Source organism: Microbacterium mangrovi (assembly GCF_000802305.1).
GTDB classification, from domain to species: domain Bacteria; phylum Actinomycetota; class Actinomycetes; order Actinomycetales; family Microbacteriaceae; genus Microbacterium; species Microbacterium mangrovi.
Map to the genome: position 1 here is coordinate 13,963 of NZ_JTDK01000022.1, position 12,863 is coordinate 26,825.

The window sequence follows — 12,863 nt, forward strand, 5'->3', positions numbered from 1 at the left end:
GGACGCACGGTGGCGGAGGCGCTGCTGCGCTCCCGCCAGGGCACTCGCACCCGCTGTCGCGGGTGATGCTGCACCACTGTTCTGATGTCAAACCGCTGTCTCGGCACGCCGAGGCATCCGGCATCCTGCCCCCTGACACACGAATGCGCCTGCTTTCGCAGGAAGGGAGTCGGGATCAGTTGTTCTGCTGCCCGCGGCCCAGGTTCTCGCGCTCGGTGGCGCCGCCCTGTGCACTGCCCTGGCAGTGATCTGCCGCACGCGCAAGCGCACGGCAGAATGTGGAACCTGACTAGTCTACGTGTCGCCCGGGCGTGTCGCAAACTCGGGCGTGTCGCGCACGGCGTGTTTTCAGCTGCGCGGCGTCATCCCCGTCCGCTCGTCACGATACGCGCCTCACGGCGCCCTTCGTGACGATCGAATGCGGCCGTCCGGGCTCGCTCGTCACGTTGCGCGACATGCGGCGCACCTCGTGGCGAGTCTGGATGCCGGCGCGTCATCGAATCGCGCGGTTCAGCGCGGCGCGGACGAGCGCGGCCGGACGCGGGCCGATGCCGAAGACGTTCCGCGCGGTGAGGCGCACGACCGCCCATCCGGCGCGTTCGTAGGCCCGGTACTTCTCGATGTCGCGTTCCCACTGCCGCGGGTCGGTCCGATGCTGGTCGCCCTCGTACTCGACGGCGATGCGGAGTCCGGGGTACGCCAGGTCCGAGATCCCGAGAAGACGGCCACTCCCGTGTCGCACCTCGACGTCCAGGGCCGGCTCGGGCAGGCCGGCCTCGACGAGGTCGAGACGCACGAGGGTCTCGGCGCGCGACGAAGCCCCGACCCGGATCAGCGGCAGCGCTTCGCGGAGCCTCCCGATCCCCGTGCGACGCCCTGCCTCGATCGCGGCGGCGAGCTGTTCCACTGTTCCGAGGGCGGATGCCGGATCCCCGGGCTCTCCCCCGGCGAGTCGCGGCACCCGGACGATGCCGTCCCCGGCGGCGACGAGATCGTGCACGCCCAGCACGGCGCCGAGCTGGGCCCACGTGCTGGCGGGACTGCTGACGGCCACCCCGTCCAGGTCCCGGATTGCCACGAGGTGGTGCGCGTACGCGTGCCCCTCGACACCGCCGCCACGCGGTGCCCGATGAGGCAGCAGCACGCCGACCTGGACCGGCGCATCGACGCGGTGCGGCACCGGGATGCCCCACAGCGCCGCGGCCGACATGAGCACCAGGAACGACCCGGGGACCATGCGCGGCACATACGCGAGTGCCCGACGCCGGGCCGCCGCATCCCTGACCTCCCAGGGAGCGGCATCCTCCTCTGGAGCCCGTCCCGGATATCGGCGCACCCCCCAGAACGGGGCCTCGAGGTCAGCGGCTCGCAGCCGCGACTTCGCGACGCCCGCAGCGAGCGCGTCCCGGACGCGGAACACGCTCCCGAGGCCGGCGGCGATGGGTTCTCTCTGTGGCGACATCCTTCGATGCTCATGACGCCCGGCGCCGGCTGCCGACCGCATCGGGTGGACTGTGGACAACTCGCCCGCCACCCGCGCCTGTGGACAGACGACTCCCGCGAAATGTCGCGGCGGTCGCACCCGTTGCGCCCCGAGCGGCATCCTCGTCGCCTCGTCACGAACCGCGGCGAGCGCAACGCTTCGCGACGAGCGAACCAGGCGCGACGCTGCTCACTCGTCGCGAAAGGCAGGCAGCCGCCCACGACGCGACGAGCGAACCAGGACGCCGCGGCGGGGCATCCCGCACGGCGCTCACTCGTCACAAGATGCAGGCAGCCGCCGCAACGGGGCGAGGGAAGCGATTCTCACTCGTCACGAAATGCAGTCAGCGACGCACATCCGGACGCGCGAAGCGGGCCGGAGCTGCCCACCCGTCACGAAACGCACACAGACGCGCACAACCCGACGAGCGAAGCGGGACACCGCGGCCCGGCATCCCGCACCGTGCTCACTCGTCACGAAGCGCACGCAGACGCGCACAATGTGACAAGCGAACCAGGCCGGAGCTGCCCACTCGTCACGAAACGCAGCGACCAGCGCACACTGTGACGAGCGAACCAGGCCGGAGCTGCCCACCCGTCACGAAACGCAGCGACCAGCGCACAACGCGACGAGCGAACCAGGACACCCCGGCGGGCCGGGTGCTCAGTCGAGGAAGAGGGCGCGCAGGCGACGCGTCGTGAACACGAGCCCGATCGCGATCATCACGAGGTAGTAGCCGAGGTGGATCAGCATCGTCCAGTTCAGGATGCCGGTGGTGAGCCCGCGGACGAGCTCGACGCCGTGCCAGAGCGGGAACGACATCACGATCCACTGCACCCAGTCCGGGTAGACGGTGATCGGGTAGAACGTCGCCGAGAACAGGAACATCGGCAGCAGCACGAAGTTGATGAGGTCCATCTGCTGGAAGACCTTCATGTAGCTGGTGACGGCCATTCCGAGCGACGCGAACCCGAACGCGATGATCAGGACCGCCGGCAGCGCGAGGATCGCCGTCCAGGCCAGGTTCAGACCGAACAGCTGCAGGATGATCATGAAGCCGGTCGCGTACACCAGTCCGCGCAGCATCGCGTAGACGATCTCGCCGAGGGCGACGTCGAGCGGGCCGAGCGACGTGGCCAGCATCCCCTCGTACAGCTTCGCGTGGCGGAGCTTGAAGAAGACGTTCCACGTCGAGTCGTAGATCGCCCCGTTCATGGCCGAGACCGCGAGGAGCGCCGGAGCGATGTACGCGGCGTACGAGATCGGCCCGGCCGTCGTGTGGATCGCCGGGATGAGCGAGCCGAGGCCGATGCCCATCGACGCGAGGTACAGGACGGGCTCGAAGAAGCCGGAAAGCACGACCGCCCAGCTCGAGGACCGCGCGGCGATCAGGCCGCGCTGCACCACGGAGGCCGGGTTGCCCGCGTAGAGGGCGCGCACTCCCCCGGCCCGCAGGCGGGCGGCACGCGCCGGAGTCATGACCGTCATTCGCCGAGCCTCCGTTCGAAGCGGCGCCGGGCGATGAGATAGCCGCCGAGCGCGAGCGCGCCCAGATAGACGACGTGGATGATCGTGAGCCAGACCGGCTCGTGTGCACCGTACGTGACGACGCGGCCGAGCTCGGTGGCATGCCACAGCGGCGAGATCCAGCCGATCCACTGCAGCCAGACCGGCAGCGCCGTGAGCGGATAGAACGTGCCCGAGAAGAGGAACATCGGCATGAAGACGAACCGCTGCACCAGGGCGAACTGACCCATCTCATTCGTGATGGAGGCGGCGTAGGCCAGCAGCGGCATCCCGAACGCCCACGCTGCGAGCAGACCCACCGGGATCGCCAGCCATCCGGTGCCGCCGTACGGCACGGCCTGGAAGAGAACGATGAACACGAAGTACCCGCCGACCGCGACCAGGATGCGCGCCGAGGCGCCGAGCGTCACGCCGGTGGCGATCTGCGCGGGTGAGATCGGCGAGGCGCTGAACCCGTAGTAGAAGCGGCGCCACTTGAATCCGTCCATCACCGGGTAGCTGAACTCCTCGCTCGCCACCTGGATGCCGGCGGTCATCAGCAGCGCGGGGGCGACGAACGTGAGGTACCCGACCGAGTTGCCCCAGGCGTCGGTGACGTTGCCCGCGATGAGGGATGCCAGGCCGACCGCGAGGCCCAGGAGGTAGAGGATCGGCTGCCCGAGGGCGCCGATGATGATGGTCCAGCCGTACGCGCGCATCGCGCGCACCACGTGCTCGGCGACGTAGAGCGAACCGCGCCGCCGCGGCTTGCGACCGTGGGCGAGCGCCTCGGCGCGCAGCTGGTCGAGCGTGGGCTGCGCGAGCGCGGGGGTCGTGGCATCCGTCATTCGATGAGCGACCTTCCGGTCAGGCGCAGGAAGACGTCTTCGAGCGACGAGCGGCGCACGAGGCTGGTGATCGGCTGGAGCCCGCGCGCGGTGACGGCCTCCAGGGCGGCCTCGCCCCCCGCCGCGTAGATGAGGATGCGGTCGGGCAGCACCTCGATGCGGTCGCCGATTCCCTGCAGCTGAGTGGCGGCGTGCGCGTTGTTGCTGGCCCCGAATCGCAGTTCGAGGACCTCGCGGCTGGAGTGGTCGCGGATCAGCGACGCCGGCGTGCCCTCGGCCATGATGCGCCCCTTGTCGACCACGACGAGCCGGTCGCACAGCTGTTCGGCCTCGTCCATGTAGTGCGTCGTCAGCACGAGGGTGGTGCCGCGCTCCTTGAGCCGGAACAGGCGGTCCCACAGCACGTGGCGCGCCTGCGGGTCAAGGCCCGTGGTGGGCTCGTCGAGCAGCAGGATGCGGGGGTCGTTCACCAGCCCGCGGGCGATCGTCAGCCGGCGCTTCATACCGCCGGAGAGGGCGTCGACCTTGCTCGCGGCCTTGTCTTCGAGCTGGGCGAACGCGAGCAGCTCATCGGCCTTCTCGGCGCAGTGCCTGGCCGGCAGGCCGAAGTACCGGCCGTAGATGAAGAGGTTCTCGCGGCAGTTGAGCTCGCCGTCGAGGTTGTCTTGCTGGGGGACGACACCGAGACGCGACCGGATCTCGGGGCCGTGGCGGTCGGGGTCGAGCCCCAGGATGCTGAGGTCGCCGCCGGAGCGCGTGGAGACCGCGCCGATCATCTTCATCGTTGTGGACTTGCCGGCGCCGTTCGGGCCGAGCAGGCCGAAGGACTCGCCCGGCGCGACCTCGAAGTCGAGGCCGTCGACGGCGAGGAAGTCGGGAGCGCCCTTGACCTTGTAGGCCTTGCGGAGGCTGCGGGCGGAGATCACGGCGTCTGGCACCGGACGAGGCTATCAGCGGGCTCCGACATCCGTCCGCGGACGCAGAACCGCCCGGGGCCGGCTTCGTCGATGCGAAGCCGGCCCCGGGCGGTGGAGCAGTGCGGGTCAGTACCAGCCGGTGGACTGGGAGTGTCCCCAGGCACCGCACGGCGAGCCGTACATGCTCTTGATGTAGCCGAGGCCCCACTTGATCTGAGTGGTGGGGTTGTTCGCCCAGTCCGGGCCCGCGGAAGACATCTTCGAGCCGGGGAGCGCCTGCGGGATGCCGTAGGCACCCGACGGGTTGGCCGCGTGGACGTTCCAGCCGGACTCGCGGTTCCACAGCGAGTTCAGGCACGGCATCTGGCTCTGGCCCCAGCCGTAGCTTGCGAGCAGGCCCTGCGCGATGGCGCGGGGGCTCTGGCCGGAGTAGTTCACGATCGGACCGGCGCTGGCCGACGACGAGGACGACCGGTGGTGAGTGGTCGTGGTCGTGGTGGCGGCCTTGACCGGCGTGCTGGCGACGACGGGGTCCGGCGTGAACTTCTTCACGGTGATCGGCTTGCGCGTCGAGGCGGGTGCGGCCTGGACCTTCGCCAGGGGCTTGGCGGTCTGGGCCTGCTGCACGTCGAGCGCGGAGATCGCGGTGTGGTCGGCCCCGAACGAGAGGTTCGCGGGCGACTCCGACGGCGAGGAGACGAGGGTGGCGGCGGATGCCTGCTGGTGCGGCATCGCGCTGAGGGTCAGGGTCGCGGCGAGGACGAGTGCGCCACCGGCGACGGCACGGGCAAGGGGCGAGGTGCGAAGGCGCACGGGACTCCGATGTTCGTTGTTCCCTGCGTTGTCCAGCCCGGCCGTGGGGGCACGTCCGGGGAGCGGGAGCACCACCGGGGGTCGGATGCTTCCGTGCAGGCTGGTCGCCACGGGCCGTCGATTCGGAAACGGGGCCTGCGGCATCCGTCGACGCCGCCGAGGGTGGACAGTCGAGCCCGACTTCGGGTGGGTTGATCGACTGCGCGCTCCGGGACGCGAGGACGTGACAACGCTAGGGACGCCCCCTGGATGCTTCCTCCAAAAGGCCTGACAGCGATGCGGATCCGCCCTTGTGGGGAGTCCACAAACGGCACGCCCTCACAGGGATCGACGGGGGCTCGATCCGCCGATCCGTCTTCAGGAAACGGACCCAGCGACCACCCAGTCGAAGTCACACCGATCACACGAGTCACACCGGTCACAGCATGCCGGGACGAGCGAGACCCTCAGAAAACGGGCGTAGCGTCGAAGGGTTCCCTGACACACGACACCGAGGCATCCCCATGTCGATGAGCGCCCTGCGCCGAGCACGCAAGCAGGAGGGCCCCCGCGCCAGCCTGAAGCAGCTTCTGCCCTACATCTTCGAGCACAAGAAGGTGATCGCCGTCGTCATCGTGCTGTCGATCTTCGGCGCGCTGGCATCCCTCGCCCAGCCCCTGCTGGTCGGACAGGTCATCACGCGGGTCGAGCACGGCACCCCACTGGGCTCGCTGGTCTGGATCCTCGTCGCGCTCGTGATCGTGGCATCCCTCATCTCCGGCTACCAGCACTATCTGCTGCAGCGCACCGGAACCGCTGTCGTCTACTCCAGCCGGCGCCACCTGATCGCCCGCATCCTGCACCTGCCGATCAGCGAGTTCGACGCACGCCGCACCGGCGACCTCGTCTCGCGCGTGGGAACCGACACGACGCTGCTCTACGCCGCCCTCACCCAGGGCCTGGCCGACGCCGTCGGCAACGGCCTGCTGTTCATCGGGGCGATCATCGCGATGGCGATCATCGACTGGGCGCTGCTGCTGCTGATCCTCGTCGTGATCGGCGTGTCCATCGTCGTGGTCGGCGCCCTGTCGGGACGCATCCGCCGGGCGACGCGGGAACAGCAGGAGAAGGTCGGCGAGCTCTCCAGCGGAATGTCGCGCGCGGTCGGCTCGATCCGCACCATCCGCGCCTCGGGCGCCTCCGGACGCGAGGAGGCGGCCGTGACCGCCCTCGCCTCGGACACGTACGACGTCGGCGTGCGCATCGCCCGCGTCTCCGCCGCGGTGGTCCCGGTCGCCGGAATCGCCCTGCAGGTGTCGCTGCTGGTGGTGCTCGGCGTCGGCGGGTTCCGCGTGGCATCCGGCGTCATCACCATCGCGCAGCTGGTCACGTTCGTGATGTTCCTGTTCATGCTCGTGCAGCCGCTCGGCACCTTCTTCGGCGCGATCACGTCCGTGAATCAGGCGCTCGGTGCGCTCGGGCGCATCCAGGAGGTGCTGGATCTTCCGACCGAGTCGCAGGAGGATGCCGCGATCGCGGCGCGCGTGCGGGAGGCCGACCTTCGACAGGCTCAGGGCACGGGATCGGATGCGGACGCACCGGCGATCTCGTTCCGGGACGTACGCTTCCGCTACCCGGAGGCGGTCGTCGCCGCTCGGGCGAAGGCCGAGAACGAAGCGGCGACGCTCCTCGAATCCGCACACGTGACGGTGGCCTCCGACTCGCTGCCGCCGATGCCGGACGAATCCGGCGAGGTGCTGCACGGGGTCACGTTCGACGTGCCGCGCGGGGCGCGCGTGGCGCTCGTCGGTCCGTCGGGAGCCGGCAAGTCGACGACCCTGGCCCTCATCGAGCGGTTCTACGACCCGTCCGGCGGCGCGATCCTGCTCGGCGGACAGGACGTGCGCCTGCTCGATCGCGAGCACCTGCGCGCACAGCTCGGCTACGTCGAGCAGGATGCCCCGACCCTGGCCGGCAGCATCGGCGACAACCTGCGCCTGGCCGCACCCGAGGCATCCGACGCGGAATGCGAGCGGGTGCTGCGCGCCGTCAACCTCGGCGACGTGATCGAACGCTCGCCGCTCGGGATCGACGCGCCCGTCGGCGAGGCGGGCGTGATGCTCTCCGGGGGCGAGCGTCAGCGCCTCGCGATCGCGCGGGCGCTGCTGGCCGCTCCCCCGATCCTGCTGCTGGACGAATCCACATCCTCGCTGGACGGCCTGAACGAGCAGCGCATGCGCGAGGCGATCGACGCGGTCGCCACCGGGCGCACGCTCATCGTGATCGCCCACCGCCTGTCGACCGTGGTGGACAGCGACCACATCGTCGTCCTGGACCGCGGCCGGGTCGTCGGACAGGGCACGCACAGCGAGCTGGTGGCATCCACCCCGCTGTACCGCGATCTGGCGAAGCACCAGCTGCTCGTCTGAGCCGTCTCGGGCGCGCTCCGCGCGGCCTCGCTCAACGACCGGGGAGGGTTCAGACCCGGGCTCAACCGACAAGAACGGCGCTGCGCTCGCGCAGATCTTGTCGGTCGAGCGGGAGGATGGGGGCATGAGCGCCGACGAGGTCACCCCTGCGGAAGAGATCGATGCGATCATCGCGAGCACCGGAGGCTGGCGGGCGGCGACGCTCGCCGAGGTGCGCCGGGTGATCCTCGGCGCGGACGCGGGGATCACCGAGGAGATCAAGTGGCGTAAGCCCTCGAAGCCGGAGGGCGTGGCCACGTGGGTCAGCAACGGGAACGTCTGCATGGCGGATGTGCTCAAGAGCGCCGTGCGCCTCACGTTCCCCAAGGGAGGGCAGCTCGACGACCCTCGGGGCCTGTTCAACGCGCGGCTCACCGGGGACAAGATCCGGGCGATCGACTTCTTCGAAGACGCCCCGGTCGATGCGGATGCGCTCCGCGGGATCGTGGCGCAGGCCGTCGCGGCGAATCGCGGGTAGGACGGTCCGCAAGGGCGCCGCGTTTCGTCTCGCTTCGCTCGCTCAACGACCGGAGACAGACGCTTCGCTCGCTCAACGACCGGAAACAGACGCTACGCTCGCTCAACGACCGGGTGGGGAGGGAGCGGGGGCGACGAGGTCGATCGCCCAGGCGTTGCAGGTGATCGGCACGCCTTTGGGGTACTCGAAGGCCTCCTCGCCGGTGTTGGTCATGCCCGCCTTCTCGCAGATGCGGTTCGAGGCGGCGTTGTCGATGCGGGGGAAGGCGTAGAGGAGACGGCGGTCGGCGGTCGCGCGGGCCCGGGCATCCTGAATGCACAGACCGAGCGCCGCAGCCCCGTACCCTCGACCCTGGAAGGGGGTGTGCACCGACCACCCGGCCTCGAAGATCGGGGTCTCTCCGTGGGTGCTCGGCCAGTAGCCGACCGACCCCACGGGAGTCCCGTCGACGAGGATCGCGAAGACCCACGTGTCGTCGTTCGTCCAGCCGTCCAGGAACACGCGGTGGCGGTGCGCGACCTTCTCGGCGGTCTCGGACCCGCCGAGGTACGTCATCATCTCGGGAGCGTTGTTCGCCTCGAGGATGGCGAGGTCTTCGTCACCCCACGGACGGAGCACGACGGTCTGCGGCATGCCGTCAGTATGCCTGGCGCCTCCGACATCCCAGGCCTTGTCGTGCTCGAACGGAGTCGAAGAGAGTATGGCCCGGCTCCGCCGGTCTGAACCCTCCAGCGGAACCGGGCCACGATGTGGGGCCCGGATCCGCCGCATTTGACCACCGGCGAATCCGGACCACAGGATTTCGGCTCGGCCCCCTTCTGAACCAATGGGGCCGAGCCGGCTTGTCTGGCCCGGTTCCGTCGGTCTGAACCCTCCGACGGAACCGGGCCAAGTCTTGTTAAGCCTCCGCGAGCCGCGAGCGCAGCGCGGCGAGCTGCTCGGTGAGCTCGGCCGGGATGCGGTCGCCGAACTGCGCGTAGAACTCCTCGGTGAGGTCGGCCTCACGGCTCCACGACGCCGCGTCGACGTGGAAGAGCTCGTCGAGGTCGGCCTGCGGGACGTCGATGCCGTCGAGGTTCAGCTCGTCGGTGTCGGGCAGGTAGCCGATCGGGCTCTCGATGGCTCCGGCCTCGCCCTGGATGCGGCGGATGATCCACTCGATGACACGCGAGTTGTCACCGAAGCCCGGCCACAGGAACCGACCGTCGGCCCCGCGGCGGAACCAGTTGACCTGGAAGATCGCCGGCGGTGCGGTGAGCTCCTCGGAGGCCCCGATCTCGAGCCAGTGCGCGAAGTAGTCGGCCATGTTGTACCCGCAGAACGGCAGCATGGCGAACGGGTCGCGACGGAGTTCGCCGACGGTGCCCTCGGCGGCCGCGGTGCGCTCGGACGAGATGGTCGAGCCGATGAAGACGCCGTGGTTCCAGTCGGTCGCCTCGACGACCAGCGGGACGTTCGTGGCGCGGCGTCCGCCGAAGAGGATGACGTCGAGCGGAACCGCGTCCTCCCAGTCGTCGGCGATCTGCGGGCACTGCGCGGCGCGGACGGTGAAGCGCGAGTTCGGGTGGGCGGCGGGACGACCGGAGGCCGGAGTCCAGGGGTTGCCCTCCCAGTCGATGAGGTCGTCGGGCGCCTCGTCGGTCAGGCCCTCCCACCAGACGTCGCCGTCGGGACGCAGCGCCACGTTCGTGAAGATCGTGTTGCCCCACAGCGTCTCGACCGCGGTGACGTTGGTCGACTCGCCGGTGCCGGGCGCGACGCCGAAGAAGCCGGCCTCGGGGTTGATCGCCCAGAGCCGCCCGTCTTCGCCGGGGCGGATCCACACGATGTCGTCACCGAGGGTCTCCACGCGCCAGCCGGGGATCGTCGGGCGCAGCATGGCGAGGTTCGTCTTGCCGCACGCCGACGGGAACGCCGCCGCCACGTGGTACTTCTTGCCGGTCGGGTCGATCACGCGGATGAGCAGCATGTGCTCGGCGAGCCAGCCCTCGTTGCGGCCGATCACCGAGGCGATGCGCAGCGCGAAGCACTTCTTGGCCAGGATCGCGTTGCCGCCGTATCCGGATCCGTACGACCACACCTCGAGGGTGTCGGGGTAGTGGACGATGTACTTCTCGTCGTTGTACGGCCAGGCGACATCCTCTTCGCCGGGCTTCAGCGGGGCCCCGACGGAGTGGACCGTCTTGACCCACGGCGCACCGTCGGCGATGAGCTGGGTGACCTCGTCGCCCACGCGCGTCATGACGCCGATGGATGCCACCGCGTACGGCGAGTCGGTGACCTGCACGCCGATGTGCGACAGCGGGCCGCCGACGGCGCCCATCGAGAAGGCGACGACGTACATGGTGCGACCGCGCATCGAGCCCTCGAACACGCCGTCGAGCGTGGCGCGCATCTCGGCCGGGTCGGCCCAGTTGTTGGTGGGGCCGGCGTCGATCTTGCGCTCGGAGGCGATGAAGGTGCGCGCCTCGGTGCGCGCGACGTCGCTCGGGTGCGAGCGGGCCAGGTACGAACCCGGACGCCACTCGGGGTTGAGCTTGATGAGCTTGCCGTCCTCGACCATCTGCTCCAGCAGGGCGCGGTTCTCGGCGCGGGTGCCGGACACCCAGTGGATGCGGTCGGGCTGGGTCAGCTCTGCGATCTCATACACCCACTCCTCGAGGGCCGCCATGCCGGGGCCTTCGACCTGCGGCCAGCGGCCGCGAGCGGGGGCGGTAGGGGTCTCAATATCCACGAGGGCCATGTCACTTTCCGTTCGTTCGGAACATCGGCTGACCTCTACTCTTGTCGGGGTTCCGGGGTTCTTAAGGCGAAAACTTCTTGAAAAAAATACGGTTCTTGCCGTTATGATGAAGGAATGGCTCCCCCCACGTCTTCCGTCGAGCTGGCGACGCTCGGCCACCGCATCCGGCACCAGCGCCTGTCGGCCGGCATGACGCTGGACGAGCTCGGCGCCCGGGTCGGCGTCGCCGGCTCGCACCTCAGCCTCATCGAGAACGGCAAGCGCGAACCGCGCCTGTCGCTGCTCCAGCAGATCGCCGAGGCGACCGGCACCGATGTGACCGACCTGCTCTCCCCCGAACCGCCCAACCGCCGCGCCGCGCTCGAGATCGAGTTGGATGCCGCGCAGTCGAGCACCGTGTTCCGCCGCCTCGGCCTCGCCCCCGTGCGCGTGACCAAGGGCATGACCGACGAGACGCTCGAGACGGTGCTGGGCCTGAACCGGGAGCTGCAGCGCCGCGAGCGCGAGGCGATCGCCACGCCCGAAGAGGCACGCCGCGCGAACACCGAGCTGCGCCTCGCGATGCGCCGGCGCAACAACTACCTCCCCGACATCGAGGCCCTCGCCGAGAAGCAGCTGCGCGCCGCCGGTCACACCACCGGCGCGCTCACCCACCGCACCGTGAGCATCATGGCCGAGCAGCTCGGCTTCGAGCTGATCTACGTCAACGACCTGCCCCACTCGGCCCGGTCGGTCACCGACATCGAGAACGGACGCATCTACCTGCCGCCGGCATCCATCCCCGGCGGGCACGGCCTGCGCTCGATGGCGCTGCAGGCCATGGCCCACCGCCTGCTCGGCCACCAGCCGCCCACCGACTACGCCGAGTTCCTGCGGCAGCGGCTCGAGATCAACTACTACGCGGCCTGCTGTCTGCAGCCCGAGCACGCGGCCGTGGCCTTCCTGCAGCAGGCGAAGAAGGAGCGCAACCTCGCCGTCGAGGACTTCCGCGACGCGTTCGGCGTGACTCACGAGGCCGCCGCGATGCGGATGACGAACCTGCTCACCGAGCACCTCGGCATCCGGCTGCACTTCATGCGCGTGAGCGGCTCGGGCGCGATCACCCGGGTGTACGAGAACGACGACCTGCCGCTGCCGGCCGATGTGACCGGGTCCATCGAGGGCCAGGTGGCGTGCCGGCGCTTCCTCGGGCGGTCGGCGTTCGAGGAGCAGAACCGCACCACCGAGCACTACCAGTACACCGACACCCCCGCCGGGACGTTCTGGTGCTCCGCGCAGACGGGAACGACCAGCGACGGCGAGTTCTCCGTGACGGTCGGGGTGCCCTTCGACGACGCCCGGTGGTTCCGCGGTCGCGAGACGGCGAAGCGCGTGACGTCGACCTGCCCGGACGAATCCTGCTGCCGCAAGCCCGACAGCGAGGCCCTCGCACGCTGGCACGGACGCGCGTGGCCGAGCGCGCGCGTGCACATGCAGATGTTCTCGCCGCTTCCGAGCGGCGAGTTCCCCGGTGTGGACGACAGCGAGGTCTACGCCTTCCTCGACCGGCACGCCGAGCAGTGACGGGGATGCCCTTCGACAGGCTCAGGGCGCACAGGGAGCTCAGGGCGCACGGGGAGCTCAGGGCG

General features: G+C 69.8%; 9 protein-coding genes and 1 pseudogene. 3 read left to right on the forward strand and 7 right to left on the reverse strand.

All coding sequences use genetic code 11. The features are described 5' to 3' along the window. Positions 1-493 precede the first annotated feature (493 nt). From LK09_RS18840 to LK09_RS22235, 5 genes and pseudogenes are all read right to left on the reverse strand, one after another. Complete coding sequence (locus tag LK09_RS18840; protein WP_039403053.1) at positions 494-1,462, reverse strand: hypothetical protein; 969 nt, start codon at positions 1,460-1,462, stop codon at positions 494-496. A 684-nt stretch (positions 1,463-2,146) separates the two neighbouring features. Further along, positions 2,147-2,971 (reverse strand): ABC transporter permease, encoded by an 825-nt coding sequence (locus LK09_RS18845; RefSeq protein ID WP_039403054.1) that lies wholly within the window; start codon positions 2,969-2,971, stop codon positions 2,147-2,149. Next, positions 2,968-3,837 carry an ABC transporter permease gene (locus tag LK09_RS18850; RefSeq protein ID WP_039403056.1) on the reverse strand — a complete coding sequence of 290 codons (870 nt, stop codon included), beginning with the start codon at positions 3,835-3,837 and terminating at the stop codon, positions 2,968-2,970. Before LK09_RS18850 ends, LK09_RS18845 begins: the two co-directional genes overlap by 4 nt. After that, positions 3,834-4,775 (reverse strand): ABC transporter ATP-binding protein, encoded by a 942-nt coding sequence (locus LK09_RS18855; RefSeq protein WP_039403058.1) that lies wholly within the window; start codon positions 4,773-4,775, stop codon positions 3,834-3,836. Before LK09_RS18855 ends, LK09_RS18850 begins: the two co-directional genes overlap by 4 nt. A 105-nt stretch (positions 4,776-4,880) precedes the next feature. Beyond that, positions 4,881-5,147: pseudogene (locus LK09_RS22235) on the reverse strand (aggregation-promoting factor C-terminal-like domain-containing protein); the annotation flags it as partial. A gap of 923 nt (positions 5,148-6,070) precedes the next feature. Between LK09_RS22235 and LK09_RS18865 the strand changes: the two are divergent. Both LK09_RS18865 and LK09_RS18870 read left to right on the forward strand, forming a co-directional pair. Next, positions 6,071-7,975: an ABC transporter ATP-binding protein gene (locus LK09_RS18865; protein WP_039403060.1), complete on the forward strand. Its 1,905-nt coding sequence runs from the start codon at positions 6,071-6,073 to the stop codon at positions 7,973-7,975. 124 nt (positions 7,976-8,099) lie between these two features. Next, on the forward strand, positions 8,100-8,492 hold the full coding sequence (locus LK09_RS18870) for a DUF1801 domain-containing protein (protein ID WP_039403061.1): 393 nt from the start codon (positions 8,100-8,102) through the stop codon (positions 8,490-8,492). Between the two features lie 102 nt (positions 8,493-8,594). Here LK09_RS18870 and LK09_RS18875 read toward each other — a convergent pair whose 3' ends face one another. Continuing rightward, positions 8,595-9,125 (reverse strand): GNAT family N-acetyltransferase, encoded by a 531-nt coding sequence (locus LK09_RS18875; RefSeq protein WP_039403062.1) that lies wholly within the window; start codon positions 9,123-9,125, stop codon positions 8,595-8,597. A 265-nt stretch (positions 9,126-9,390) separates the two neighbouring features. Next, entirely contained in the window at positions 9,391-11,235 is a 1,845-nt protein-coding gene (locus LK09_RS18880) for a phosphoenolpyruvate carboxykinase (GTP) (RefSeq protein ID WP_039403064.1), read from the reverse strand. A 114-nt stretch (positions 11,236-11,349) separates the two neighbouring features. Between LK09_RS18880 and LK09_RS18885 the strand changes: the two genes are divergently transcribed. Beyond that, positions 11,350-12,798 (forward strand): helix-turn-helix domain-containing protein, encoded by a 1,449-nt coding sequence (locus LK09_RS18885; protein ID WP_039403066.1) that lies wholly within the window; start codon positions 11,350-11,352, stop codon positions 12,796-12,798. Positions 12,799-12,863 lie beyond the last annotated feature (65 nt).

Excerpts from the sequence above, each read along its gene's own strand:
- LK09_RS18840 (WP_039403053.1), bottom strand. The coding sequence starts at position 1,462 with ATGTCGCCACAGAGAGAACCCATCGCCGCCGGCCTCGGGAGCGTGTTC.
- LK09_RS18845 (WP_039403054.1), bottom strand. The coding sequence starts at position 2,971 with ATGACGGTCATGACTCCGGCGCGTGCCGCCCGCCTGCGGGCCGGGGGA.
- LK09_RS18850 (WP_039403056.1), bottom strand. The coding sequence starts at position 3,837 with ATGACGGATGCCACGACCCCCGCGCTCGCGCAGCCCACGCTCGACCAG.
- LK09_RS18865 (WP_039403060.1), top strand. The coding sequence starts at position 6,071 with ATGTCGATGAGCGCCCTGCGCCGAGCACGCAAGCAGGAGGGCCCCCGC.
- LK09_RS18870 (WP_039403061.1), top strand. The coding sequence starts at position 8,100 with ATGAGCGCCGACGAGGTCACCCCTGCGGAAGAGATCGATGCGATCATC.
- LK09_RS18875 (WP_039403062.1), bottom strand. The coding sequence starts at position 9,125 with ATGCCGCAGACCGTCGTGCTCCGTCCGTGGGGTGACGAAGACCTCGCC.
- LK09_RS18880 (WP_039403064.1), bottom strand. The coding sequence starts at position 11,235 with ATGGCCCTCGTGGATATTGAGACCCCTACCGCCCCCGCTCGCGGCCGC.
- LK09_RS18885 (WP_039403066.1), top strand. The coding sequence starts at position 11,350 with ATGGCTCCCCCCACGTCTTCCGTCGAGCTGGCGACGCTCGGCCACCGC.